Origin of the sequence: Azospirillum sp. TSH20, assembly GCF_003115935.1 — a bacterium.
Taxonomy (GTDB): Bacteria; Pseudomonadota; Alphaproteobacteria; order Azospirillales; family Azospirillaceae; genus Azospirillum.
The window spans coordinates 1-25,515 of record NZ_LGQU01000045.1; the positions used below are offsets into that span (position 1 = coordinate 1).

The 25,515-nt window shown below is 67.8% G+C and carries 18 protein-coding genes; 4 read left to right on the forward strand and 14 right to left on the reverse strand.

Annotation, left to right across the window (positions count from 1 at the left end):
- Together TSH20_RS12800 and TSH20_RS12805 are read left to right on the forward strand one after the other, a co-directional pair.
- The coding region (locus TSH20_RS12800) for an AMP-binding protein (protein ID WP_109075183.1) at positions 1-1,395 on the forward strand (1,395 nt) is incomplete at its 5' end.
- Between the two features lie 82 nt (positions 1,396-1,477).
- The gene (locus TSH20_RS12805; protein ID WP_109075108.1) at positions 1,478-2,035 is read left to right on the forward strand and encodes a TetR/AcrR family transcriptional regulator; all 558 of its coding nucleotides are present in this window, start codon (positions 1,478-1,480) and stop codon (positions 2,033-2,035) included.
- 22 nt (positions 2,036-2,057) lie between these two features.
- On the opposite strand, the gene TSH20_RS12810 is transcribed toward TSH20_RS12805, so the two are convergent.
- The 5 genes from TSH20_RS12810 to TSH20_RS36145 all read right to left on the reverse strand — a co-directional run bounded on the left by TSH20_RS12810 (position 2,058) and on the right by TSH20_RS36145 (position 7,653).
- Positions 2,058-3,323, reverse strand: coding sequence for a hypothetical protein (locus tag TSH20_RS12810; protein ID WP_109075109.1), 1,266 nt, complete (start codon positions 3,321-3,323; stop codon positions 2,058-2,060).
- Between the two features lie 35 nt (positions 3,324-3,358).
- On the reverse strand, positions 3,359-4,330 hold the full coding sequence (locus tag TSH20_RS12815; protein ID WP_109075110.1) for a hypothetical protein: 972 nt from the start codon (positions 4,328-4,330) through the stop codon (positions 3,359-3,361).
- The gene (locus tag TSH20_RS12820) at positions 4,330-5,925 is read right to left on the reverse strand and encodes a DUF4852 domain-containing protein (RefSeq protein ID WP_146205437.1); all 1,596 of its coding nucleotides are present in this window, start codon (positions 5,923-5,925) and stop codon (positions 4,330-4,332) included. The genes TSH20_RS12815 and TSH20_RS12820 overlap by 1 nt, the downstream gene beginning before the upstream one ends.
- Before the next feature lie 90 nt (positions 5,926-6,015).
- A complete protein-coding gene (locus TSH20_RS12825; RefSeq protein ID WP_109075112.1) occupies positions 6,016-6,768 on the reverse strand; it encodes a hypothetical protein in 753 nt (250 codons plus the stop codon).
- Between the two features lie 93 nt (positions 6,769-6,861).
- Entirely contained in the window at positions 6,862-7,653 is a 792-nt protein-coding gene (locus TSH20_RS36145) for a hypothetical protein (RefSeq protein ID WP_109075113.1), read from the reverse strand.
- 685 nt (positions 7,654-8,338) lie between these two features.
- On the opposite strand from TSH20_RS36145, the gene TSH20_RS12835 reads away from it, so the two are divergent.
- Positions 8,339-9,121, forward strand: a complete 783-nt coding sequence (locus tag TSH20_RS12835; protein WP_109075114.1) for a LuxR family transcriptional regulator — start codon at positions 8,339-8,341, stop codon at positions 9,119-9,121.
- 5 nt (positions 9,122-9,126) lie between these two features.
- Here the strand turns inward: TSH20_RS12835 and TSH20_RS12840 are convergent, their stop codons facing one another.
- The 5 genes from TSH20_RS12840 to TSH20_RS12860 all read right to left on the reverse strand — a co-directional run bounded on the left by TSH20_RS12840 (position 9,127) and on the right by TSH20_RS12860 (position 16,201).
- Entirely contained in the window at positions 9,127-12,105 is a 2,979-nt protein-coding gene (locus tag TSH20_RS12840) for a methyl-accepting chemotaxis protein (RefSeq protein WP_109075115.1), read from the reverse strand.
- Between the two features lie 273 nt (positions 12,106-12,378).
- Entirely contained in the window at positions 12,379-12,873 is a 495-nt protein-coding gene (locus TSH20_RS12845) for an Lrp/AsnC ligand binding domain-containing protein (RefSeq protein WP_109075116.1), read from the reverse strand.
- A 152-nt stretch (positions 12,874-13,025) separates the two neighbouring features.
- Positions 13,026-14,657, reverse strand: coding sequence for a HAMP domain-containing sensor histidine kinase (locus tag TSH20_RS12850; RefSeq protein ID WP_109075117.1), 1,632 nt, complete (start codon positions 14,655-14,657; stop codon positions 13,026-13,028).
- A complete protein-coding gene (locus TSH20_RS12855) occupies positions 14,638-15,462 on the reverse strand; it encodes a response regulator transcription factor (protein ID WP_109075118.1) in 825 nt (274 codons plus the stop codon). Before TSH20_RS12855 ends, TSH20_RS12850 begins: the two co-directional genes overlap by 20 nt.
- A 28-nt stretch (positions 15,463-15,490) precedes the next feature.
- The gene (locus TSH20_RS12860; RefSeq protein ID WP_109075119.1) at positions 15,491-16,201 is read right to left on the reverse strand and encodes a hypothetical protein; all 711 of its coding nucleotides are present in this window, start codon (positions 16,199-16,201) and stop codon (positions 15,491-15,493) included.
- 794 nt (positions 16,202-16,995) lie between these two features.
- Here TSH20_RS12860 and TSH20_RS12865 point away from each other — a divergent pair.
- Entirely contained in the window at positions 16,996-17,823 is an 828-nt protein-coding gene (locus TSH20_RS12865) for a class I SAM-dependent methyltransferase (protein WP_109075120.1), read from the forward strand.
- A 56-nt stretch (positions 17,824-17,879) separates the two neighbouring features.
- Here TSH20_RS12865 and TSH20_RS12870 read toward each other — a convergent pair whose 3' ends face one another.
- The 4 genes from TSH20_RS12870 to TSH20_RS12885 form a co-directional block, all read right to left on the reverse strand.
- Positions 17,880-21,401 carry a class I SAM-dependent DNA methyltransferase gene (locus TSH20_RS12870; RefSeq protein WP_199232094.1) on the reverse strand — a complete coding sequence of 1,174 codons (3,522 nt, stop codon included), beginning with the start codon at positions 21,399-21,401 and terminating at the stop codon, positions 17,880-17,882.
- A 417-nt stretch (positions 21,402-21,818) separates the two neighbouring features.
- A complete protein-coding gene (locus TSH20_RS12875; RefSeq protein WP_109075121.1) occupies positions 21,819-22,718 on the reverse strand; it encodes a hydroxymethylglutaryl-CoA lyase in 900 nt (299 codons plus the stop codon).
- A gap of 2 nt (positions 22,719-22,720) precedes the next feature.
- The gene (locus tag TSH20_RS12880; protein WP_109075122.1) at positions 22,721-24,724 is read right to left on the reverse strand and encodes an acetyl/propionyl/methylcrotonyl-CoA carboxylase subunit alpha; all 2,004 of its coding nucleotides are present in this window, start codon (positions 24,722-24,724) and stop codon (positions 22,721-22,723) included.
- Between the two features lie 5 nt (positions 24,725-24,729).
- Complete coding sequence (locus tag TSH20_RS12885; RefSeq protein WP_109075123.1) at positions 24,730-25,512, reverse strand: enoyl-CoA hydratase/isomerase family protein; 783 nt, start codon at positions 25,510-25,512, stop codon at positions 24,730-24,732.
- Positions 25,513-25,515 lie beyond the last annotated feature (3 nt).

Sequence of the window (25,515 nt, forward strand, 5' to 3'; positions counted from 1 at the left end):
CCGCCGGCGCCACCCCCGCCACCCGCCCTGATGGTGCGGCCCTCGGCCTTCCTGCGTGCGGAATATCGCGGCGAGTCCATCGCGCTGGCGACGCTGCTGTGCGACCGCCATGTCCGCGCCGCCGACGGCGCGCGGGCGGCGCTGCTGCATGAAAGCGTCGCCGGCCAGACGACGGAGCTGAGCTTCGCCCGGCTGGCCCGCGATTCGGCGCGCTTCGCCACCGTGCTGGCCGGCATGGGGGTCGGCGCGGGCGACCGGGTGGCGGTCCTGCTGCCCAAGGGACCGGAGCTGCTGATCACCGCGCTGGCGATCTGGCGGCTGGGTGGCGTCTATATGCCGCTGTTCACCACCTACACCGCATCGGCCGTCGCCTACCGGCTGGCCGACAGCGACGCGCGCGCCATCGTCACCAACGGTTTCCTGCGCCGCAAGGTGCCGCGCGACAACACCCGCCCGGTGGTGACGGTGGAGGGTGACGAGGCCTTCGGTCCCGACGCCGTGCCCTTCTGGTCGTCGCTGCACGAGGCCGCCCCGCTGGCCGAGGTGGCACGCTACCGCGAAGGCGACGCCTTCGCCCTGATCTACACGTCGGAATCCGAACCGACGCCGCTGGGCGTGTCCCTGCCGGTCAAGGCGCTGTCGGGGATCGAGCAGTACATGCGCATCGGCCTCGATCTGCGCGACGACGACATCTATTGGAACATGGCCGATCCCGGCTGGGCCTATGGCGCCTATTACGGTCTGGTCGGGCCGCTGCTGCTGGGGCGGACGACGATCTTCTGCGATGGGCCGTACGACGTGCGGCAGGGCTACCGCATGCTGACCAAGTTCGGCGTCACCAACCTGACCGCCGCGCCGTCGCAGATCCGCGCCTGGCACGGCGCCGATCCCGGCGTGTCGCACCAGTTCGCCTTGCGCATCCTGTCGGTGGTGGGCGAGCCGCTACCGCCCGACCTGATCGCCTGGGCCAACCGGACGGTGAAGGTCCCGCTGCTCGACCAGTATGGCCAGCGCGAGACCGGCATCTTCATCGTCAACAGGTACGACCCCGACGGAATCGGCCGCTACGACTCCGACGCGCCGGAGGATGGCGATGCGGTCCAGCCGCCCAGCGGCTCGCTTGGCCGGCCGATGCCGGGCTTCCGCGTCGTCATCCTCGATCCCGACGGGCGCGAGGCGCCGGTGGGTGGCGCCGGGGAGATCGCCATCGACGTCGACCATTCCCCGCTGTTCTGGTTCGAATCCTACGCCAACAACCCGGAGCGCACCGCCCAGCGCTTCCGCCATGGCCGGCGCTATTACCTGACCGGCGACCGCGCCTTCCTGGACGCCGACGGCAACATCCACTATCGCGGCCGGGCGTCCGACGCGATCCAGATGCAGCAGGGCGAATAGTCAGCGGCCCTCCTTTTCGGGTATAGATCGCCACCGGAGTTGTGGAAGCGGGCCAGGGCGGCGGAAAGCGCGAAGGACGGGTATGGAATCCAAGACGAAGAACCGCGAATCCTGGCTGGCCGCCGCCTTCGCGGCACTGGCCGAAGGCGGCGTCGACAAGGTGCGGGTGGAGTTGCTGGCCAAGGCCCTGAAGGTGACCAAGGGCAGCTTCTATTGGCATTTCCGCGACCGCACCGACCTGATGAACGCCCTGCTCGACAGCTGGAAGACGGGCCGCATCGCCGCCATCAAGGAACAGACCCGGCTGGACGGCCGCGAGCCGGCGCAGCAGCTGCGTGACCTGCTGGCGCTCTACGGCGGCAGCAAGCCGCGCGGCATGGCGATAGAACTGGCGGTGCGCGACTGGGCCCGCCGCGCGCCGGAGGCGGAAAGCGTGATCGCCGAGGTCGACCGCGAGCGCCTGCACAGCGTCGCCGGCCTGTTCGTGGCGCTGGGCCTGCCCTCCGATCAGGCCTTCGCTCGCGCCTACCTGTTCTACGCCTTCGCCTTCGGCCAGGGCCTTCTCGCCCCCGGTGCCGCGGCCGACCGCGCCGAGGTGGTGCGGGCGATCTGCGCCGACGTGCTGGTGCCGGCGGGGTAAAGGACCGCCTGCCCCGGCCGGCTCACTGCTTGCGGGTCAGCGTCCCGTCGAAGGCGCAGGACGCGCCGTGGAAGCCCATGCAATGTTCCTCCGACACGGTGACCGTGCGTCCCGACTTGCGCACGGTCAGCACGCAGTCGGGCATGTCCGCCACCTCTTTCAGGCGCAGGATCAGGCTGTTACCGTGGACTGTCGCATGGCCGCGAATGCTGCCGGCGCAGTTGCGGGACCCCATGCCCATGCTGACGAAATAGCCGCCGTTGCCCTTCTCACGCAGGAACAGGCTGCCGTCGGCGCCGTCGGTCATCCCCTCATAGACCTCGCCCTTCACCGCGGGATCGCCCTGCAGCGGCACGCCGTTCGCCACGCCGTCGGCCGCCGCATGGGCGCCCGGGAAGGTGAATTTCCCCGCCTTCGGCCGCAGTTCGGCGGGAAGCGCCGCCGTGACGCGGGCGACCATGCCGGCAAGCACGGCCGGACGGTCGGCGCCTGCGACACCGAGCGTGTCGAGCTGGTCCTTCAACCGCTCTTCGTAGGATGGGCGTATCAGCAGGGCGGGAATTCCCTTGCGACCATCGGTCTGCGGGATCGCGACGATCGCCGACGCGATCTCCGCGGCGAAACAGGCCCGCACCCGCGACAGCGACGGGGTGTCGGCCGTCGCCTCCCGGCTGCAGACGGAAACCTCGCGGTCCAGCCCCTTCAGGCCGCCGGTCTTGTAGAGGCGGGCGATCCGGGCAGCCTGTTCGGCGATGGTCGCATCGTCCACCAGCGCACGGTCCCCGGCAGGCGCCGGGACCGGGACGGTTTGCGGGATGGCGGACGGGCCGGCGGGCGGGCGGGCGACCACTTGCGGAACCGCCGCGGCCGGCCACTGGATCCGCTCGCCGGTGGCGCGGGCGCGCAGGGCGATCGAATCGATGCGGTCGAGGAAGGGACCGGCGCCGACCTGCCCGGTCAGCTGGCCGTCGCATTTCAGCGGCTCGCTGTCGCTGCGGATGGTGCAGTTGTTCAGCAGGAAGGCCCGGATGTTGCGGTCGTTGCTGGAGAACTGGATCCCCTGCCCCGACCGCTCGTCCTGCATCTGGAAGATGTTGGCGAAGGCGGCGACCGCGCCGCTCACCTCGACCGTTTTGCCGCGCAGCCCCGCGGGGTCGATCAGCAGGTCAGCGGCGGAAACCCTGGCCGACGGACCTTCCGCCGCCGCGGCCCCCGCCGTCACCGGGGCGGCCAGCGACGCGGCCACCATGCCCAGCGCCGCCGCCTTGAGGAAATGCCCGATCATCATGAGGTCACCCGTGGATGCAGGCCGGCGGTTGCCGGTCAGTTGCTGATCGTCGCCTTGGTCACGGCCAGGAAGCCTTCGGGGGAATCGAAGATCGGCTCGATCGGCGAGAAGGGGCCGCCGCGCTTGAACATCGGCACGGGCCGCGGCAGCCCGGTCGCCACCCGCAGCTTGCCGCCGTCCTTCACCCAGTTGCCCATGGCGACGGCCGACATCCTCGCCGCTTCCGGCGCCATGCCGGCGCGGATCAGCGCCGTCGGGTCCAGCGGCGGGCGGCGCTGGGCGGACGGGTCCTCCTTCGGCGGGAAGTCGGTGGCCACGATCTCGCGCTCGCGGCGGCGGACGCCGCTGTTGTCGACCGTCACGTCGGCCTCGGCCAGCGCCACGCGGAACAGCATGTCCATGTTCTGGGTGGCGGCGCCCATCAGTTCCAGCGGGTTGAAGCTGCCGGAGGCCAGACGGCGGGCGGTCGCCACCATCGCCGGGTCGACCCCCTCCACCCGCAGCCGCGCGTTCCAGCCGCCGGCATCCCGCACGCTGCCGCTGGTTTCCACGAACAGCGACTGCCGTTGGTCGTCGTAGTCCAGCAGGAGCGAGACGTCGCCGCGCAGGCTGGTGTAGCCGAGGCTGACGAGGTCGCGCAGGACAGGGTTGTAGCGGTTGGCCCGCGCCATCGCCAGCACCGGCACGTCGGCGTCGCTGGCCGACAGCCGGGCCTTGCGGACCTCGCCGTTCTGCAGGGCGATGTCGGACACGTCCACGCTGGTGGCGCGGACAACGGCATCCGGCGACAGGGTGACCGTCACCCCCAGCAGGCTGACCGACCCGAAGGGCGATGCCGACAGGTCGGCATAGCTGACGCGGCCGTTCAGCCCTTCGCGGATCAGGAAACCGTCGACCAGATCGCGGGCCTGGGCGGTGGCATGCTGCTTCGCCAGGACCCAGCCGCCGCCGGCCACGACCAGGGCGCCGAGGACGAGCGCCGAAACGAGCTTCTTGCTGACCTTCATCAGAAGGCTCCTTTGGACAGGCCCGCCGCGGCGAGCTTCTGGTCGACGATGAAGGTGGCGTCCGCCGCGTCGGCGCATTCCGCCCTGGCGCAGGCGTGGACGGCCGCCGCTTCCAGCGTGGCCGGCGGCAGCGTGTCGCCGCCTTCGGGGACCGTCAGCTCGCCGCGGACCACGTACCAGCCGTCCGTCTTCAGCTCCGGCCCGTTCTCCGGCACGCTGACCTGCAGCTTGCCCGGCCATCTGGTGTCGACGCCGCTCCGCCCGCCGGCACCGGCCTGGACCAGCATGGTGACGGCCACCGGTTGACCCTGGAGCAGGGCATTGGCGCGGGCGTCGCGCAGGCTGTTCAGCCGGGCGCCATACTCGATCCGGCCGGGCTGCATCAGGTTGGCCAGCCGGGCGCCGGCCGGCAGGGAGGCCAGGGTGCGGATGTCCTGGTCGCGCTGGGCGATCATCCGCTGACGCTCCTGCTCGCGCTGGCGCTCCTGCTCCGCCTTGGCGGCGGCGGCCTTGCGGGCGTCCCGCTCGGCGAACATGCCCGCCAGCGCCCGCTCGTCGAAGCGGTACAGCACGGTGGTGGCATCGCGGTCGGCATAGATGACCGCGCTTTCCAGCTTCGCCGAGGTCGTCGTCCCGCGCCAGCCGTCGGACTTGAAGCCGGCCGGGTCGATCTTCAGCGTGGCGCCGATCATCAGCGTCCGGTCGACCGACCCGTAGCTCGTGCGCCCTTCGGCGAAGGACTGCGCCGATCCGCGGTCCATCGGAATGCCGGCGATGGCGTCCAGCCCGTCGACCTCGACCGTGATGTTGTTCGGCAGCTTGGAGTCGACGCAGCACCAGCTGGGCTGGACCGACAGCGAGGTGATCTTCTGCGTGATCGGGAAACGCTGGGTCGCGAAGTCGTAGGGCTGGAATTCGGTGCGGTAGACGATGGTCACGCGGTCGGGATCGGCATGGCCGATGGCGGCCGACAGATCGGCCTTGGCCCGCTCCAGAAGGGGTTGGAGCTTGAACTCCTGATAGCGGACCTGCTGGTACTCGCGGTTGAAGCGGTGCCCGGCCCACCAGGACAGGGTTCCGGTATCCGCCGCCAGCGTCGCGTTCCGCCGCAGAAGCAGAAGCAGCATGCCGGGATAGTTCTTGCCGATCTCCAGAACGGGCTGGGCGGGCACGGCTGCTGGAGCGGGTGCCGGAGCAAGTGCCGGCTGGAGGACCGGCGCGGGCGTGGACGGTCCGGCGGCCACCACCGTCCAGTCGCTGGCCGCGGTGGCCTCGCCGCGCCAGACGACGGCGCCGCTGGCCTTCTCCACCCCGACGAGCGCGGCGCGGCCGGCGGCCGGGCATTCCTTCGGCAGGACCATGGAGCCGATGCGGCGGACCAGCGATGCGAAGTCGTCCGTCGCGAACAGTCCCCTGTCCTCGGCGACCACCTTGAGTGCGGCGCGGTCGGCGCACCAGGACGGCCCGTCGGCGAGGATCTCGACCTTCAGGGCTCCGGAAAAGGCGAGGCGCCGGCCGTCTTCCGCCGCACCCGCCGCCGAGGCGAGCGAGAGCAGCAGGCCGAGCGCCAGGGGCGGCATCAATAGCTGTTTCACGAGACATCCCCACTGCATGTCCGTCGCCGCCCACGAAGGGGCGGCGTCCGGGTCAGGCGTATTTCCGCGCGATTGGCCCGAAGGCGGCCGTCAGGTGCGCTTGCGCTCCATCACCAGATGCCAGCCGAGCCCGGCGGCACCGGCCATCAGGACGAAATAGCCGAAGCGCACGAAGTCGAAGAGCGCCCGGCGGCCGATGTCGTCGGTCAGGAGAAGCAGCGTCATCACGAAGGGAAGGACCGCCGCCGCCCATTGCGCCGCCTTCTGCGGCTTGCCGGTGACCTCGCCATAGACGTTGTAGGCGGCCGAAAGCGGGATCAGGTACAGCAGATAGAGCAGGTAGATCTGGACCGGGACGCTGGTCGGGCGGCCGGAGAAGCCGCCGAACAGCCGGGCGCTGTCGGTGATGGTGTTGACGATCTTGCCGATCGACAGGATCGAGATCGAATCGCCCATCAGCCCGAACAGCGGCAGGATGCAGCCCAGCACGATCAGGATCGACCAGGACAGCACCGGTGCCGCCTTCAGCCGCTTGACCACCGGATGTTCGGACAGGCCAGGGCCACCCTTCAGGGTCGTCCCCTTCAAGGCCGCCCCCTTCAAAGCCGATTGCAGCGCCGTGTTGGCCTTGCCGAACGCCTCGTCCAGCGACGAGGCGCCGCCCTTCAGGCAGTAGATGTCACGGGCGAAGTCCTCCTCCGCCATGAAGTCGACGCTGAGCCCGGCGGACGGCACGGAGTTGTCCTTCCAGTCGGAGCGCCCGAAACGGAAGCGCTTGCCTTCCGCCGTGCGGATCAGGCCTTCCTGCGCCGCCTCGTTAAAGGTGAGAACCGAACCTTCCATGAATACCCCCATTCCATTCCGTTTGGTGGGCGGCGATCCGAGTTCCCCCATCGGACCGCCGCCATTGCAGCCGCCATTCCGTTGGCGGACGGATCAGCGCTTCGGTTCGTCCAGGTCGATGGGCTGGTCGATCTGCATGTCGAGGTCGATGCCGCCGGAAGCCGGGGCCGCCGGGGCAGGCGACTGGGCCGGAGCCGGAGCCGGGCTGTAGGCGGGAGCCGGCGTCTCGGGCGCGATGGTTTCGAGCTGCGGGGCCGGGCCGGCCGACGGCGCCTTACCCGACGGCGACGGGCCGCCGGACTGCACCGACCCGGGCGCCGGCTTGGTCGGCGCATGCTTGGTGCGCGACGGCGCGCCGATGCACTCCGACAGCTTGCCGATGGCCCAGCTCGACCCGTCCAGATCGTACAGCTTGCGGATGCCGAGGCCCGGCACCGCCAGCGCCACCGTGCCGGCCGAAGCGAAGCGGGACAGCACCGCCCCGACCTCCGGTCCGCCGAGCGGCGCGATCAGCATGCCGAAGCCGCCCGGCTTTGCCTGCACATGATGGACATTGCCGCTGTCGAACACGATCTCGATCGGATAGGTCGCCGTCGCCATCACCGGCACGCCCGTCTTGTTCATTGACAGGCCGGTGTTGGTCCGGGTGGCGATGAATGCCAGTTCCTGCGCCGGCGACTGCTTCGACGCGACGCAATAGGGCACGGCGCCGGGATTGGTCGGGGTGTAGCGCTCGACCAGCCAGCCGCGCTGCTGGGCATAAATCGCCGACGGCACATAGATTTCAGGATAGGGGCGGCGGACGGTCTGGCAGGACGCCAGCAGCGGCAGGCTGCAGGCCAGGGCGAGAAGAATGCCGGCGCGGCCGGCGGTGCTGATCGGCATCGCGTGTCCTTCCGGGATGGGCCCGGTCAATTCGGGAGCGGGTGGAGGGTGCGGCAGGATCGCCGGACAAGCGGGAAGCCCCCCTGTGTGGCGGGCCCTCGGGTCACCGTCTGTCGGGAAATGGGACGTTCTGGAATTGTCCGACTCAATTCTCGGCTTCTTTGTCAATTGCATCCGCAACTTGCGGATGGTGCGAAATGCAATCATTTTAGTCAAAAACAAATATGCAGATTAAAATGCGTCCCGTTGTCGCAACTTCAGTCTTGATGCGCCCCTGGTCGTGGTGGTCCCGTTCATCAGCAAAATCTTGAACGGTCATCGATGGCCGGTGATGGGCCGTTTCTATTAGTTTTGCCTAATTCGTCGATGGCTTTCAGCGCATATAGTTCAGTGTCCATTCCGGCATCACCGCTGCATCCCTGCATTGCTTTCGTCCATCTTGCGGCCGACAAACCGCAGGATGGAGCCGATTCGTTGAGTTCGTGGCACCGATACCCACTAGGGTGAGTTGAAATGCCGCAACTGCGGCTTTCGGCATATTCCTGTAAGCATTTTTCCCGCAAAGGGCGACTACCAGATCTGGTAGGGCGAGATCTGGCAAGCCCACCCACCCGCCGGACGGCAGCGGGCCGGGACCGGGAACGAAACGCCAGGAAAGACCGGATGATGGAGGAGCCTGCACAGCATGCCGAACATGTTCTTCGACGATATCGGGCGGCTGAATTCCTGCATGACGATCGGCGACGTCGTCCGCCTGATGAACGAGGTTGCGGACCGCACCGGATTTTCAGGCTTCAGCCACCTCGACATCCGCGGCATCGGCGAGCCGGGGTGCGAGGTCGTGATCCCCTTCTACCTGACGACTGCGCGCGAGGACTTCATCGCCGGTTATTCGGACGAGCGCCTGTACGAGATCGACCCGGTCGCCCAGACGGCCAAGCTATCCAACGTCGCCTTTTCCTGGAGCGAAGCGGTCGATAGGTTGAGATCCGGCACGCTGGACCCGGCGATGTCCGACGCGATCACTCGGGTGATCGGCTTCGCCGCCGATCACGGCTATCGCGACGGGCTGACGATCCCTTTCCACGGCGTGTCGCGGACGGGGTCGCCGGTGTCGGCGCTGACGACGCTGTTCTGGACCGGTACGGCCGAGGAGTTCGCCCGCACCGTCGAGCGGGTCCGCTTCCCGCTCAGCATGTTCATGCTCTACTGCAACGACCGGATCGTCCAGCTGCGGGGGGTGGAGAGCAGCCTGCCCGCCGCAGAGCCGCCGCGGCTGACCGGCCGCGAACGCGACTGCCTGTCCTGGTCGGCCCGCGGCAAGACGGCGGCTGAAATCGGCATCATCCTCGGCATCAGCGAGAACACCGCCAACTTCCACGTCAAGAACTGCATGCGCAAGCTGTCGGTCCACTCCCGCAGCCACGCGGTCGCCCAGGCGCTCGCGCTGCGGCTGATCGCGCTCTGAGGCGCTTACGGCATATAGGCCAGCCGCAGGTTGCCCCAGTGACGGCCGCGCACGACGATCGGCGCATCGACCTCCTTCAGGCGCACCATCTGGCCGCCGCCCATGTCGCGGCGGTAGGCCTGCAGCAGGAACGGACGGGTGTTGCGGGCGGCGGCGAGGCCGGAGCGGTCGGCGAAGACGCGGCGGTTGCGGCAATGGCCGGCGTTCCAGGCGGCGTCGCCCGGCCGCTGCGGTTCGGAATAGCGGGCGTTGTGGGTCGGCAGATAGCCGACGGCGTTGACCGCGGCACAGAACTGGAAGCGCGGATTGGAGGCCAGCACCGGCTCCTGGATCGCCGGGAACAGCCGGTCGGTCAGTTCGGTGAAGGGGGCGATGCACTGTTCCGGCTCGGTGCCGGGGATGGTCTCCAACTCTGTCGAGAACAGCGCCTCCTCGCCGATGCTGCCGTTGGACAGCGCTCCCTCCAGCGCCTTGGCCAGGGCCGCCGCGGTGTTCTGGGCGGACTGGATGATCGCGGAATCCGCCTCGATCATCGCGTCGTAGGCGCGCTCCAGCCGGTTGGACTGCGCGTCCGACAGCTCGTCGAAGGCCAGATGCAGGCCGAGGTCGCTGATCCCGGCGACGATGGCCGGCAGGTCGCCGACGTCGCGCAGGGTCACGGTCAGCCGCGTCTGCTCGGCCAGTTCCGAAAGCCCCTTGCTGTCCACCAGCAGCCCGTCCAGCGACAGGTCGAGCATGGTGACGGTGCGGCGGTCGCCGGCCACGGTCAGGCCGATCGGCTCCTCGCACGGGATGCGGTTGGAGACGCGGCGGTCGCCCGCCACCGACTGGCGCAGCGCGATGACCAGCCGGCGCTTCAGGTCGGCCACCGCGCCCTGGGTGTCGGTCATGCGGCGGCTGACGTCGGTGGCGATGCCGGTGATCTCGTCGGTCTGGTCGCGGATGTGCAGCACGCTGCCCGACACCTGGGAGGCGCCGCCGGCCGAGTTGGTGGCGCTGCGCCCGATCTCGGCGTTGGCGGCCGACTGCTCCTCCACCGCGGCGGCGGTCGCGGCGGCGGCCTCGTCGATCTCCTCGATCACCGAGATGACGGTCTGGATCGCGGTGACGCTGCCGCCGACCGCCTGTTTGAGCTGCTCGATCTGGCGGGCGATGTCCTCGGTCGCCTTCGCCGTCTGGTTGGCAAGCGTCTTGACCTCGCTGGCGACGACGGCGAAGCCCTTGCCGGCCTCCCCCGCCCGCGCGGCCTCGATGGTGGCGTTCAGCGCCAGCAGGTTGGTCTGGCCGGCGATGGAGTTGATGAGGCTGGCGACCTTGGCGATCTCCTCCGTCGCGACCTCCATCTGGCCGATGGCGGTGGCGGAGCCGCGGGCGCTGTCCACCGCGCGCCGCGCCACCTCGCTGGAGCGCGCCGCCTGCCGGGCGATCTCGTGCCCGGCGGAGTTCAGCTCCTCCGTCGCGGCGGCGACCGACTGGGCGTTGGCGCTGGCCTGTTCGGAGGCGGCCGACACCACGACGGTGTTCTCCCGCACCACGCCCAGAGACTGCATCAGGTGCCGGATGCCGTCGCCGGCCCGCCGGCTCGCCAGTTCCACGCCCATCCAGGTGGAATCGAGGTCGCCTTCAATGGACTTGCAGGTTTCCAGCAGGGCTTGGCGAGTCAGCGCCTTCTGGCGCATCTCGGTCTCGTGCTTCTCGTGGATGCCATAGGCCAGCTTCGCCTTCATGGCGTTCAGCTCCGACGCCACGCGGCGGAACTCCGGCACGCCGACGGCCGGCATCGGGTCGGTCAGGGCGCCGCGGGCGATGCGCTCGAAGGTCCGTTCCAGCAGCGCCAGCGGACGGCGCACCGTGCGAAGGATCGCCCAGCCGAACAGGGCGGCGAGCAGGGCGCTCAGCAGCATCGCCACGGCGACCTGGACGACGCGGCGTCCGTAATCCCGTTCCGCGTTGTCGAACTCTTCCCGGGCAACCCGGATCTGAAGCTCCAGCAGGGCGTCGGACACCCGGCGCAGGTCGGCGAAGGCCGGGCGGACGGCGCTGCGCAGATGGGCATCCAGCGCGGCGGCATCCTTCCGCTTCGCCAGCGCCAGCGCCGGTTCGATCCCGCGCTGCAGATAGGTCCCGACCAGCGGCTTGAATGTCTCGGCGAGGACGGCCTCTTCCGGGGTCAGATAGGTCGCCAGATAGTCGGCCAGCAGGCGCCGCATCGCCGCGCCGTTGTCCGCCACCTCCTTCTCCACCGCGGCCTCCACCGCGGCGAGGTCGCCGGCGCCGCTTTCCGCCCGCAGGTCGGCGGCGAGGTCGGTCAGGCGCTGCCGGCTGTCGCGGGCGAGGTTCTGGATCTCGCCGATCTGATAGGCGGGAACCGTGCGGTCCTCATACACGGTGCGCAGCGACCGGTTGGAATTCGACATGCCGTCCAGGCCGAGCCAGCCCGCCAGCAGCATGGCGAGGATCAGCAGCCCGAACACCGCGGCCATGCGCCCCGACAGGCTGGTCCAGGCGAAGGCGGCGGCCCGGCCGGTGCGGCTCTTCCGCACCAGGGCGCCTTCCTCCAGCGCCAGCGCGGCGCGGCCGTCGCGCATCTCCGCATACAGCGCCTCGGCCGCCGCGACTTCCTCGCGCGAGGGCTTGGAGCGGATCGAGATATAGCCGGTGACGGCGCCGTTCTCGACCACCGGGGTGACGTTGGCCCGCACCCAATAGTAATCGCCGCCCCTGGTCCGGTTCTTCACCAGCCCTTCCCAGGGCCGTCCCTTCTTCACCGTCGCCCACAGGTCGGCGAAGGCCTCCTTCGGCATGTGGGGGTGGCGGACGAGGTTGTGGGGGGCGCCGATCAGCTCATGTTCGTCAAAGCCGCTGATCTCGACGAAGGCCTGGTTCACGAAGGTGATGCGCCCGCCGGTGTCGGTGCGGGACACCAGGGGAACCCCCTCGGTCAGATGGACTTCCCGGTCGGTGATCGGTGTGTTCACGCGCATGAGGCGGCTCCGCTCCAGCCAAAGTCTCGAAGGAAATGGCCGGGGATGCAGACGGCATCGCAACCGCCGGGCGACTCATCGATCGCCTCCCGGGCCTGCCCCTCCGCTGCAAGTGGCATGCCGCGTCATAATGTTGGCAAATGAACAAACGCCGCGTTGAACTGTAAGGTCGGTGTAAAATTGGCCCGCCACAATTTTCGCAAAATGCGTCCAGAATGGACAGCCGGCTCTAAGCCACTGTGCAATTTGGAAAATGCTTTGCTGTCTGACCATTCACCCGCGTAACGACCCGTTGGACAGCCCATCCAGCGGGATCGCGGTGACGCTCTTCACCTCTTCCATCACGGCGTAGGTGTGGGTTTCCCGCACGCCGCGGGCGGTGGACAGCAGTTCGCCCAGGAACAGGCGGTATTCGTTCATGTCGCGCACGCGGGCCTTGACCAGATAGTCGAAGCCGCCGGCCACCATGTGGCATTCCATGATCTGCGGCATGCGCAGCACGGTGGCCTTGAAATCGTCGAAATTGTCGGGCGTGGTGCGGTCCAGCACCACCTCGACGAAGACCAGCATTCCCGCTTCCAGCCGGTGCGGGTCGAGCAGCGCGACATAGCGCTGGATGATGCCGTCGGCCTGCAGCCGCTTCACCCGCTCCAGGCAGGCGGCCGGGCTGAGGTTGATGCGGCGGGCCAGTTCCACATTGCTGAGGCGGCCGTCATCCTGCAGTTCGCGCAGGATCTTGATGTCGGTGGAATCGAGATTGCGGTCCATCGGCGGCTCGGAATGCTGTTCGGCTGGCAGCCCCGATCCTAACGGAAAAAACGGGATCAGGCCATGCCGGACCATAGCCGGAGCGGCGAAGACGCCGCAGATCCGAAGCCCGTTCGCCCCGAATGTCGCTTGGGACGCCGCAGTACAGCCGATCAGGCCGCCAGCGGCAGGGCCACCGTCATGCGCAGGCCGCCGGTGGGACGGTTCTCGGCGCGGACACGGCCGCCGAAGGCCTCGATGTTGCGCCGGACGATCCACAGCCCGATGCCGAAATGGGCCGCGCCGGCCTGATGCGCCGCCGCCTCGTCCTCCGGCATGCCGCGGCCGGGTTCGCGGTGGGAGAAATAGCGCTCGAAGATGCGATCCAGGTTGGCGGGATCGACACCCGGCCCTTCGTCGTCCACGACCAGTTCGGCCATCATTGCGCCCTGGGAGCCGCTGCGGGTCAGGCGGACGCTGACCGTCCCGTCGGGCGGCGAGAAGCTGACGGCGTTCTCCACCAGATTCTCGACGATGGTCTCCAGCGTCTCTTCGCTGGCCCGCACCACCAGCCCGGCATCGATGCGCGAGCGCATGTGCAGGCGGCGTTCGGCCAGCAGCCCGGTATAGCCGCCGGCCATCCGTTCCACCAGCGACGACAAATCGACCCGGCGACGCGCGGGGGCCAGCAGGTCGGCCGCCGCCTCGTCCATGCGGCGGGCGAAGGACACCAGCCCGTCCAGCTTGTCCAGCGACTTCTCGATCATCGTCAGGGCGCGCTGGCTGCGGGCGTTCTCCGCCGGCAGGGCGCGGCGCAGCGGCTCCACCGACTGGCGGATCACGGCGATCGGCGTCTTGAAGGCATGGGCGTTGTCCTCGGCGGCACGGCGCAGCGATTGGGCGCTGTCGCGCAGCGTGGAGACCAGCCGGTCGAAATCCTCGGCCACGCCGGCCAATTCCGGCACGGTGTTGCGCGCGGCGAAGGAGGCGTCGCGGTCGCCGCGTTCGGGCGTATCGTCGCCGCCGACGATGCGGCGGGCCAGATCGCCGAAGCGGTTCAGGTTGCGCCAGATGCCGGCCAGCACCGCCAGCACCAGGGCGGCCATCGCCAGATAGATGGCGGCGGCGGCCTGGACCGCCGGCGTGCTCCAGTATGGGCGGCCGATGGAGGAGGAGATGTAGGCTTCCGTCGCGTGGCTGGTCACCAGCGCCCAGCAGCCGAAACTGGTCTTGATCGGGGTGATGGAGGACAGCACCTCCTCCCCGCCTTCCAGATGGGGGACGCGCATCGCCAGCGTCGCATTGCCGGCGCAGCTCGACCCCAGACGGTCCAGCACGCCCTGTTCGAGCAGCAGGCGCCGTTCGGCGTCGATGTCGGCGGTGGACAGGCTGGGGGCCGCGGCGACGTAGAAGAAGGGCTCCGGCCCGGCCTTGGCCCCGGACGGGGTGGTGGCGGCGCCGGTGGCGGTCACGCGCGGACGCACCAGCAGCTTCAGCCGCGTGCGGTCGTCGCCATAGCGGGCGAGCGCGATGCTCAGGCTGGGAAGGGCGGTGCGGTCGACGCCCAGCAGTTCGGGTTCCAGCGCGCGGGCGATCAGCTCGCCCTGGCGCTGGGCGCTTTTCAGCAGAAGCTGCTGCGACGCCTCGTCGGCGCGCTGGAACTGGTCATAGAGCAGGACCGGCACTGCGATGAAGACAAGGGTGAGCAGCAGCAGGCGGCTCGCCATCGAGCGCCAGAGCCAGAGCAGGCGGGCGGACGCCCGTCGGGGCGCCCGCAACGCGAGGTCAGTCGGCAGCAGCGCCATCGATCAGCATATCCTCGCCGATACCATCTTCATCGCGGCCCTGGTTGGCCGCGTTCTCACCCTTGCCCCAGCGATAGCCGAAGCCCGGATAGTTCTCGATGCAGGCGAAGGTCGCGTCGACCGACCGGAACTTCTGGCGGATGCGCTTGATGAAGGCGCGGACGTTGGCACGGTAGCCCGACGGGCCGTAGCCGGCGACGAAGCCCTTGCCGTGGACGAGGTCGTAGATCTCGCGGTAGGACACGTCCTCTTCCGGACGGGTCGACATCAGCTTGACGATGTTGAACTCGGTCAGCGTCAGGTCGATGCGCTTGCCCTTCCAGAAGGCGCGGCTGTTGTCCAGGCGCAGCTCCAGCTCGCCCAGCCGGTGGCTGGTGCTGTTGCCGCCGGCCTCCGCATCCTCGGCGCCCTTGGTGGCGTCGCCCTTGATGCCATCCAGGATCAGGCGCATGCGCTTCAGCAGGATCGACAGGCTGCGCGACTTCTCGACGAAGTCCAGCGCGCCGCCGGCCAGGGCGGCCTCTTCGTAAATCTGGTCGGACAGCACGGTCAGGAAGATGACCGGCGTGGCGATGCCGCGGGCGCGCATCTGGCGCAGGACGTCGATGCCGTCCAGCTTGGGCATGCGCCAGTCGAGGAGGACGATGTCGACCGACCCGCCTTCGGCGAAGAAGTCGAGCGCCGGTTCGCCGCGGTCGAAGGTGATGACCTCGTACCCCTCGTCGCCGAGGTTGAGGCTGAGCGACTCACGGAACAGGTCGTCGTCGTCCACCAGAGCGATGCGGGCAATGGTCGGTTCGGTCATTGCGGACATTCCCTTGTTCGACTCCGCCTTACTGAACCCCGGCGCGGACAGGGCGCCCTGGGTCAGCTTGAGCGAGGAGTTGGGCGAAGCATCGGTGGTCGGCGTCAGGGACATTTTGGCTGCTCTTCATATCGTAAGAGAGGGCGCGGAAGTCCTGGGACGAGGTCATATCCATGAAGAAGAACACCTTGAGGGTGCAATCGCCCTTGGCATACCGCCAGATCTTGGCGGGAGGCGCCTCTTCCCGTGCAACGGGGGACCCCAGGAGTTTGAGAGTCTGGACTTCGTCCAGCCCGACAAGACTGTCGGGGTCGGCGTTGGTGGTTGCGGGTTGGGTGGGCGTGCCGCCCATGGAAGGCATCGCCGCCTGGGCGGCATTAGGCGGCATCGCCGCCTGGGCGGCGTTGTCGGATCCGATGGCCGCCAGATGGGTGGTGGCCTGATCGGCGGTCAGTTCCCCGTTGGTCACCGGCGGGCCCGGCATCGGCATCGGCAGGGCCGGCGCCAGCGTGGCGGCGTCGGGAGCCTTCCGGACCGGCTTGGGCTTCGGCACCGGCGGGGTCGCCGGATGTGCGGGCGGGCGGGCCGCCGTCACGTCGGCTCCCCCCCAGGGTCCGACCGTGTTGGCCGGGCAGCCGGCCAGCAGCAGGACCGCGACCAGCAGGCCCGCATGTCGGCCCCGGCCGGCGGCGTAGGCGCCATACTGCGCCACATCGCGGAGGACTGCCGGCACGGTCATGGGGGCGGGCCTTTCAAATCCAAGGGAAACCGACATATCGGCATTAACACGGGACGAACCATTTCCATCTAGCCTGGAAGTCAACTTCGCGTGCTGGTTGGAGTTGGCCGCGTCTGATGTGCCTAAACTCAATCCAGTCTGGTTAATGGCGCGTTAAAGCCACAGCCCATACCCCCATTTTGCGAAAGCGCATCAATATTTTTCGAAGTTTCGTTTGATTTTCGAGCGATTTCGGCAGGGGTTGCCGGGGGTCTTTGCTCAAAAGTGGTATGAAATTCGGCAAAATCCATTACGCGCTGACCGCTGCCCTGGTGAAATGCGGAGCGGGACAGGACGTGACAGAAATGAGGCGGGAGGATGGCGGGGATTGGACCGGTTCGTGGCCGCTGCCCAAAAAACAGTCGGCTCAAAGAACAATCGGCGGCGGAGCCACCCGGGTATGGCTCCGCCGCCGAACAGCCGGACGGGCAACAGGTCATGTGGCGGCGCGCGATAAGCGGCCGTGGGTCGTTGCCACTGGAACTCCAGCCGTGGTTCCGGCCGGCGCTCAGGCCGGTCGGCGTCGTGGGAACAATGCGTTTTCGGCACCATCCATCACGCCGATGATGATGCGCCGGACAGCCCGGACCGTCAAGTTTGTAGTACGTACAATTTAGGATGCCGCATATCCGGATGATACCGGAAGGCCTGCCGTCGGCGGCAGCGGCGCTTTCCAAGGCGCAGTTGCCAGGATGCCCGGTCCGGCCGATGATTGCACACCCGCTGGGACCGGGATCGAACCAGGGGAGGGCGGCATGTCTGTCGAGCAACGGGTGACCGAGCATTACGGGCGCCAGGACTTGGCTGCGGAAATCCTCGCTGCCTTGGAACGGGCGGGAAAGGACCTCTCCCGTCTGCGTCCCGACGACCTCGCGTCGATCGACGAGTTCCACATCCGCGGGCGCGAAGCCACCGCCGAACTCGGCCGGGCCCTCCGTCTGGACACAAGCACCAGGGTCCTCGATGTCGGCAGCGGCCTTGGCGGCCCCTCCCGCCACCTCGCCGATCTCTACCGCTGCCGGGTCGTCGGGCTGGACCTCACCGAAGAATACTGCCGCACGGCAACCGTCCTTGCCGACCGGGTCGGGCTGGGCGGCATCGTCGAGTATCTGCAAGGCTCGGCGCTGGACATTCCCCTGCCCGACGCCGGCTTCGACCGGGTCTATACCCAGCATGTGGCGATGAACATTTCCGACAAGCGGCGGTTCTACGCCGAGGTCGCGCGCGTCCTCAAGCCGGGCGGCCTGTTCGGCCTTTACGATCTGCTCGAAGGACCGGGCGGTCCGGTTCACTTCCCTGTGCCATGGGCACGCGACCCCGCCACCAGCTTCCTCGCCGCGCCGGATGAACTCCGCGATCTGCTGAGCGCAAGCGGCTTCGAAATCGTCGGCTGGCGGGACACCAGCGCGGAAGGCCGCGCATGGTTCCAGCAACTGCGCGAGCGGATCGAGCGCGACGGCCCGCCCACACTCGGCTTCCACCTCCTTCTGGGCTCGGAGTTCCGCGAGATGGCGCGCAATCAGGTCAGGAACCTGGAGGAGCAGCGCATCCTCCCGACCGAGGTGATCTGCCGCAAGCCGTGACCGGGGCAACTCCCCTCGCATCGGGACGCGGAACCGGCGAATTCCGGACCCGCCCCTTAAGGTGCATAGAGGTTGTTGATCTGCCGGGCGTGGCCGACCGACACCAGGATGTCGAGCAGTTCCTTGACCCGCGGCGACTTGGCGCCCTTGAACTGGCGCGCGAGGCTTTCGGCTTCGACGGCACGGCCGCAGCGGTTCAGCGCCGCCATCAGGCTGTGGACCTGTTCGGTCGGCGCCTTCGGCCAGACGATCCGCTTCGCCGTGTCCGCCGCGATGTCGAGCGTCGCCGCGATCTGGACGGCGGCGCCTTGTCCCTTCGGGTTCTGGTAGTCCGGCCGCAGCCAGCGGACGAGCCCGTCGCGTTCCTCGCGGTGACGCTCGGCGTTCAGCGCCACGAGATTTTCCAGAATCCGCGCATCCTCCAGATCGGCAGGCCAGCCATAGGCGTCCGCCACCGCATGGTCGATCCGGCTGTGGAGGTCCAGCATCACACCGACCTGCCCCAACTGGTAAATCTCCATCTCGCGCGCGGTCAGCTCCTCCCGGCTCCGCCCCTTTTCCAGGACATTGTAAAGCTCGGTCAGCGTCAGCCGATCCGAATGCGCGGCCAGCACCCGCTTGCGATGGGCGTCGAGTTCCTCGGCAAGCTGCCCGATCACCCGCTTCTGATGCGGCGTGGCGTTGGGGAAGGGGAAGGTGTCGAAGCAGCGGGTTTTGACATAGACAGGGTCGTTACCCTGCCCGAGCCAACCACCTGCAGCTATCGACCATGTGCAATGAATTTTGCTCGACAATACACCCAAGACGAAGCCATCATCCGAACCTATTACAATAAGCTTATTATCAGGGGAAATACGAGAGGGCGCGTATTGAAAAACTCTGTGGCGACTCGTTTCAATCGTGGCAATATATCTATCGATTCCAACAATAGCTTTCCTTAACTCCGGCCTGACTTTCCCGAACATCCACCACAAACGCGCATACTCCGCGCCATCTTTGGTATTCGACTTCGCCTCCCGCTCCGGCTTCACGCGATCCAACAGCCACTGGTAAACGTCAGGATACTTCTGCCTGACTTCGGCTTCCGTCATGCCGAACAGGTCGATCACCATCAGCCCGCGGGAGCGCCCGGTCAGGTCACGGCCGTTCCGATATTCGCGTATCCTCTCTTCCAATCCGGCAATCCGCCCCAGACCGAGGGCGCGCGCCTGTGCCGGGGTGACGAGGAAGCCCGAGCCATGCAACTTGACACCGGGAGAGGATAGCCCGTCATTTGCCTTGAGCGCTTTCGCCGCCGTCACGTCCGCACCGGTGGTCAGGTTCGCATGTATGCGCCCTTGCCGCACGGCAAGCACCACCGGCACCGCTCCATCCCGATCCGGTGCCTGTCCTTCGCGCTCCACCGTCTTCAACAAGCCGGTCCGTTCGTCATGTTCGACGAGCGCACCCACCGTCATCGCCACCCGCACGGCCGCCGCGCCCTGCCCGTCCGCCCAGGGGTGGTCCGGGATGGCGAAGGTCAGATACAGGGGTGTCTTCGCGTCCAGATGGCGTTGGATCACCCGGCGGCTGAAGGTCTGGGTGATGCTGTTGGTGGTGATGAAGCCGAAGCGCCGGGCCGCTCCCTTGCGCACCAGATCGGCCGCCTTGTCCCACCAGTAGGTGACGAAATCGGCGCCGCCGGGCATGTGCGGATAGGCCTTCCACAGCGCCTCGGCATAGCCGTCGCCCAGTTCGGCGCGCAGGTCCTTGCCGGCGATGAAGGGCGGGTTGCCGACGATGTAATCGGCCTCCGGCCAGTCCGCCGGCCTGGCGCCGACATGGCGTTGCAGCGGAACCGTCCGGCTTTCGTCCGGCACCTCCTGGCCGGTGAAGGGGTCGGTCTTCCAGCTGAGGCCGTCCCACTTCACCCGCGGCTGCCCGGCCTCGTCCAGCATCGGTTCCACCCGATCCCAGGTCAGCACTGCGTCGCACTGCCGGATGTTGTCGTAGGAGTGGAGGATCGGCTCGCTCAGGCTTTCCGGCCCGCGCTGGCGCAGATGGCATTGCAGATGACCGATCCAGATCACCAACTCGGCGATCGGCACCGCGCGGGGGTTCTTTTCCAGCCCAAGAAGCTGGTGCGGACCGACGGTGTGCCCGGCGAGATCGAGATTGGCCTGCGTTCCGCCGCCGATGTCCTCCAGCGTCGCAATGACCTCCCCTTCCAGGGCCTTCATCTTCTCCAGGGCGACGTAAAGAAAATTTCCACTTCCGCAGGCCGGATCCAGTATTTTCACCGAACAGAGCTTTTGGTGGAAATCCTTGATCTGCTTGATCGCTTGCGCCGGATCGTTCTTTTGCCGCGCGTTCTCGGCGATCACCTGCGCGTTCCGCCACTCCGCCATCAGCGGTTCGATGACGGCCGGCACCACCAGTCTTTCCACATAGGCGCGCGGCGTGAAGAAGGCGCCGTATTGGCTGCGCTCGCGCTTGCTCAGCGCGTTTTCCAGCAGGGTGCCGAAGATCGCCGGCTCCACATTCTTCCAGTCGCGTGAACAGGCGGCGATCAATTCGCCGATCTCCTGTTCGTCGAGCGCCAGCGCCTCGGCTTCGCGGAACAGCCCGCCGTTGAAGTGGCGGACGCGGGCGCGGATGGTGGTGTCGTGATCGCTGCCCTTGTCCATGCTGCGCCAGAAAGGCTCCAGATAGCGCGGCAGGAATTGCGGGTTCGGCCGGGCGTCGTCCAGCACGCCGGTGAAGGCGCCGTCCGGCAGCAGCCCGACATTCTGCGCGAAGGCGGTGAACAGACAGCGCATCAGGAACAGCGCCACCTGTTTCGGCTCGTAGCGCTTTTCCAGGCTCTGCGCCAGCCGGGCAAGCCGCTGCGCGATGTCCCGCGTCACCTCGGCCCGCCGGGCGCTGGGGTCGAGGCTTTTGGGGGCTTCCCAGATCGCCTTCAGCCGCGCCCGTATCTCCGGATCGGCGAGATCCGACAGCCTGATCCGGTGCGACCGGCTGTCGGGAAAGGGCATGTAGGCCTTCCCCAGCCCGGTGAAGTCGGCATAGGTCTCGATCACATGCCCGACATCGACGACGATCAGGAAGGGTGGCCAGCCGTGATCGGTCGGCAGCGCCTTGGCATAGCGTTCGGCCTGGGCGCGCGCCTGCCGCATCAGCCGGTCCCATGACGGCCGCGTCCCGGCAGGCGGGGAACTGTGGGGCAACCCGCCGAACAGGTCGCCCACTTCCTGCCCGCCGCGCTGGCGCTTGCGCGACTGCTTGGCCTCCAGGACGAAGCAATCCCGCTTGTAGCAGTCGAGATAGTTGTTCCGCCCGTCATCGCCCTCCAGATCGAGCGCCCGCACCCTCTTTTCATAGACGTAGTTGTTGAGCGCGTCCTGTTCCGACGACGCTTCCGGCTCCGCCGTACCGATCAGGGCACAGAGCTGGTTGATGAATTTCTGGTAATTGGCACGCTCCGACCCGCCCTTGTCGCTCCAATATCTGATGAAGGCTTCGGGGGAATGATGCGCGGTGAGATCGACAGCGACACATCTGCCGTCAGCAATAGGACCGGCATGCGAGTTGATACGCAACTCATGAGAGCCACATCCCTGTCCTACATCGGCTCTCATACCATCACCACGTACAAATTCCTCAAATACGAGAAATTTGAACGTGCGATAGATATTTTTATGCCGTCAAAGCCTTCCCGCTTTCAGCTGATAGATTCAAGAACAGATACACAAATCCGATAACTTAGCGGAAGCTATCCGCAGGATAGACGACCAAATTCCTCATAAAAAAGAAGTCCATCAGGACAATTCATCCGACTCGATACGAGTAATACAATGGCGTGCAATGATTCACTTTTCTTTGGGTTTTTATATATTTGCTGGATCATCATCAATCAACAGGTATTGTCCAACATCCCCATGCATTCATCCGCCCCCCAGATACGAAAGGGCCGCGCCCCCTCTCGGAAGCGCGGCCCTTCGTTGCCGAAGGGTCCCTCACGCACAACCACGAGCGCGGGCCACCTTCGATGCGGTGGGGCGGCCGATGGCGTCGCTGATGAACGCACCGGCCGCTATCAACTTGTCCAGATCGACCCCGGTCTCGATGCCGAGGCCGTTCAGCATGTACAGCACGTCCTCGCTCGCCACGTTGCCGCTGGCGCCCTTGGCATAGGGGCAGCCGCCGAGACCGGCGACGGAGCTGTCGACCACCGCCACGCCCATCTGCAGGGCGGCCAGGATGTTGGCCAGCGCCTGCCCGTAGGTGTCGTGGAAGTGGACGGCGATCTTCTCCACCGGCACCCGCTCCGTCACCGCGGCGATCATCGCCTGCGCCTTGGTCGGCGTACCCGTGCCGATGGTGTCGCCCAGCGAGATCTCGTAGCAGCCCATGGCGAACAGCCGCTCCGCCACATCCGCCACCGCCTTCGGCGCGATCTCCCCCTCATAGGGGCAGCCGAGCACGCAGGAGACATAGCCCCGCACCGGCACGCCCGCCGCCTTGGCCTGCTCCATGACGGGGGCGAAGCGGTCCAGGCTCTCGGCGATGGAGCAGTTGATGTTCTTCTGGCTGAAGCTTTCCGAGGCGGCGCCGAACACCGCCACCTCGTCGGCCTTCGCCGCCAGCGCACCCTCCAGCCCCTTCAGATTGGGGGTGAGGGCGGCATAGCGCACGCCGGGCTTGCGGGCGATGCCGGCCAGCACCTCGGCGCTGTCGCCCATCTGCGGCACCCATTTGGGCGAGACGAAGCTGGCCGCCTCGACCACGCTCAACCCGGCGTCGGACAGGCGGTTGACCAGTTCCACCTTGACGGCCGTCGGCACCATCGACTTTTCGTTCTGGAGGCCGTCGCGCGGGCCGACCTCCACCATGCGGACGAATTTCGGCAACTGCATCGTCAGGCCTCCGCGATGTCGAGAACCAGAAGGTCGACGCCTTCCGACACCTGATCGCCCGCCGCGAAATTCACGGCACTGACGGTGCCGGCCGCCGGCGCCTTGATGGTGTGCTCCATCTTCATGGCCTCCAGCAGCATCAGCGGCGCGCCGGCCTCGACGCTCTGGCCGGCTTCGACCAGCACGCGGACCACGGTGCCCGGCATCGGCGCGGTCAGACGGCCGGAGCCGCCCTCCTGCTCCGCCGCGCGGGCGCTGGGGTCGTCCAGCGTCAGGCGGGACACCGCGCCGTCGATCAGCACGGTGATGTCCAGCCCCTGCTGCACCACGGTGGCGCGGGTGCGCATGCCGTCCAGCGTGGCGGTCAGCAGGCCGTCGGCGAGGCCGACGCCGGTGACGGGGATTGCCTTGCCGCCATCCACCGCGACCTCATAGCCATCGGAACGGAAATGCAGCGTCACCTCGCGCGCCGTGTCGCCGTCCATCAGGCGCAGGTCGTAATGGTTCTCCTCGTTCAGCCGCCAGCCGTTGGCGAGCAGCCAGGGCGAGTGGCGATCCGACCGGGCACGCAGCGCGGCCTGGGCCTCTTCCCGCCGGCGCAGCAGCACCGACAGCGCCGCAGCCGCCAGCGCCTTGTCGGCCACCGGGGCCGGCGGCGGCAGCAGGTCGGCGCGGTGGCGCTCGATGAAGCCGGTGTCGATCTCCACCGCCTTGAAGGCGGGATGGCCGGCAATGGCGCCGAGGAAGGCGACGTTGGTGGTGACGCCGACGACCTCGTATTCGGACAGCGCCACCCGCAGGCGGCGCAGCGCGCTGTCGCGGTCCTCGTCCCAGACGATCAGCTTGGCGATCATCGGGTCGTAATACATCGTCACCGAATCGCCCTCGCGGACACCGGTGTCGACGCGGACATGATCGTTCTCGGCCGGCGGGCGCAGACGGACCAGCTTGCCGATGGCCGGCAGGAAGTCGCGCTGCGGGTCTTCCGCATAGAGCCGCGCCTCGAAGGCATGGCCCCGGCGGGTCAGCTGCTCCTGGCGCAGCGGCAATTCCGCCCCGGCGGCGACGCGCAACTGCCACTCGACCAGATCGAGCCCGGTGATCTTCTCCGTCACCGGATGCTCCACCTGCAGGCGGGTGTTCATCTCGATGAAGTAGAAGCCGCCATCCTCATAGAGGAACTCGACGGTGCCGGCGCCGACATAGTTCACCGCCTTGGCGGCGGCCACCGCCGCCTCGCCCATGCGGCGGCGGAGGTCGTCGGGCAGGTCGGGGGCCGGCGCCTCCTCGATCACCTTCTGGTGGCGGCGCTGGACCGAGCAGTCGCGCTCGAACAGATAGACGCCGTTGCCGTGGGTGTCGCAGAAGACCTGGATTTCGACATGGCGCGGCCGGCCGAGATACTTCTCCAGCAGCAGGCTGTCGTCGCCGAACGCCGCCTTGGCCTCGCGCTGGGCGCCGGCCACGGCATCGGCCAGCTCATTGGCGGCGCGCACCACGCGCATGCCCTTGCCGCCGCCGCCGGCCGACGCCTTGACCAGCACCGGATAGCCGATGCGCTCGGCCTCCGCCGACAGGGTGGCGAAATCCTGGTCGGTGCCGTGATAGCCCGGCACCAGCGGCACGTCGGCATTCGCCATCAGCCGCTTGGATTCCGCCTTGGAGCCCATCACGCGGATCGCCTCGATCGGCGGGCCGATGAAGACGACACCGGCCTCCGCGCAAGCCGCCGCGAAACCGGCATTCTCCGACAGGAAGCCATAGCCGGGATGGATGGCCTCAGCCCCCGTGCGCTTCGCCACGTCGAGGATGACGTCGCCGCGCAGATAGCTTTCGCCGACCGGGGCCGGGCCGATGCAGACGGCCTCGTCGGCCATCTGGACATGCATCGCCTTGGCGTCGGCCTCCGAATGGACGGCGACGGTCTTGATGCCCAGGCGGCGGGCGGTGCGGATGACCCGGCAGGCGATTTCGCCGCGGTTGGCGATCAGGATCTTGTCGAACATGTGGATCAGCTCCGCCAGGACGGGGTGCGTTTGTCGAGGAAGGCGCCGACGCCCTCCTTGCCTTCGGCGCTGGCGCGCTGGCGGGCGATGCGCTCCGCCGTGTCGCGCACCACGTCGTCGGTCAGCGGCCGGCGTGCGACGGCGCGGATCAGCTCCTTGGCAGCGGTGACCGCCGTCGGGGCGCTGTCCATCAGGTTCTTCACCGTCTTCGCCACCGTCTCTTCCAGCCCGTCGGTATTGGTCAACTCGTGCAGCAGGCCGATGCGGTGGGCCTCCGCCGCGCTGAAGCGCTCGCCGGTCAGGAAGTAGCGGCGGCAGGCGCGCTCACCGATGACGGCGATGACATAGGGGCTGATGGCGGCGGGGATGATGCCCAGCCGCACCTCCGACAGCGCGAAGGTCGCGGTCTCGACACCGATGGCAATGTCGCAGGCCGAAACCAGCCCGACGCCGCCGCCGAAGGCCGGCCCCTGCACCACGGCGACCGTGGGCTTCGGGCATTCGTCCAACGTGCGCAGCATGGTGGCGAGCCCCATGGCGTCGGCCAGATTCTCCGCATGGGAGTAACCGGCCATCTTCTTCATCCAGGACAAATCCGCCCCGGCCGAGAAGCTCTTGCCCACCCCGCGCAGCAGGACGACGCGCACCGCCGGATCCTCGCCCACCTTTCGGAAGGCCGTCGTCAGGTCGGCGATGACCTGCTCGTTGAAGGCGTTGTGCACGTCGCCGCGGTTCATGGTGACGGTGGCGACGCCGGTGTCGGCGATGTCAATGAGGATGTCGCTCATGGC

Coding starts and splice junctions, on each gene's coding strand:
- TSH20_RS12860 (WP_109075119.1), bottom strand. CDS start 16,201: ATGACCGTGCCGGCAGTCCTCCGCGATGTGGCGCAGTATGGCGCCTAC.
- TSH20_RS12835 (WP_109075114.1), top strand. CDS start 8,339: ATGCCGAACATGTTCTTCGACGATATCGGGCGGCTGAATTCCTGCATG.
- TSH20_RS12855 (WP_109075118.1), bottom strand. CDS start 15,462: ATGACCGAACCGACCATTGCCCGCATCGCTCTGGTGGACGACGACGAC.
- TSH20_RS12850 (WP_109075117.1), bottom strand. CDS start 14,657: ATGGCGCTGCTGCCGACTGACCTCGCGTTGCGGGCGCCCCGACGGGCG.
- TSH20_RS12845 (WP_109075116.1), bottom strand. CDS start 12,873: ATGGACCGCAATCTCGATTCCACCGACATCAAGATCCTGCGCGAACTG.
- TSH20_RS12875 (WP_109075121.1), bottom strand. CDS start 22,718: ATGCAGTTGCCGAAATTCGTCCGCATGGTGGAGGTCGGCCCGCGCGAC.
- TSH20_RS12810 (WP_109075109.1), bottom strand. CDS start 3,323: ATGATGATCGGGCATTTCCTCAAGGCGGCGGCGCTGGGCATGGTGGCC.
- TSH20_RS36145 (WP_109075113.1), bottom strand. CDS start 7,653: ATGCCGATCAGCACCGCCGGCCGCGCCGGCATTCTTCTCGCCCTGGCC.
- TSH20_RS12885 (WP_109075123.1), bottom strand. CDS start 25,512: ATGAGCGACATCCTCATTGACATCGCCGACACCGGCGTCGCCACCGTC.
- TSH20_RS12825 (WP_109075112.1), bottom strand. CDS start 6,768: ATGGAAGGTTCGGTTCTCACCTTTAACGAGGCGGCGCAGGAAGGCCTG.
- TSH20_RS12815 (WP_109075110.1), bottom strand. CDS start 4,330: ATGAAGGTCAGCAAGAAGCTCGTTTCGGCGCTCGTCCTCGGCGCCCTG.
- TSH20_RS12840 (WP_109075115.1), bottom strand. CDS start 12,105: ATGCGCGTGAACACACCGATCACCGACCGGGAAGTCCATCTGACCGAG.
- TSH20_RS12805 (WP_109075108.1), top strand. CDS start 1,478: ATGGAATCCAAGACGAAGAACCGCGAATCCTGGCTGGCCGCCGCCTTC.
- TSH20_RS12880 (WP_109075122.1), bottom strand. CDS start 24,724: ATGTTCGACAAGATCCTGATCGCCAACCGCGGCGAAATCGCCTGCCGG.
- TSH20_RS12865 (WP_109075120.1), top strand. CDS start 16,996: ATGTCTGTCGAGCAACGGGTGACCGAGCATTACGGGCGCCAGGACTTG.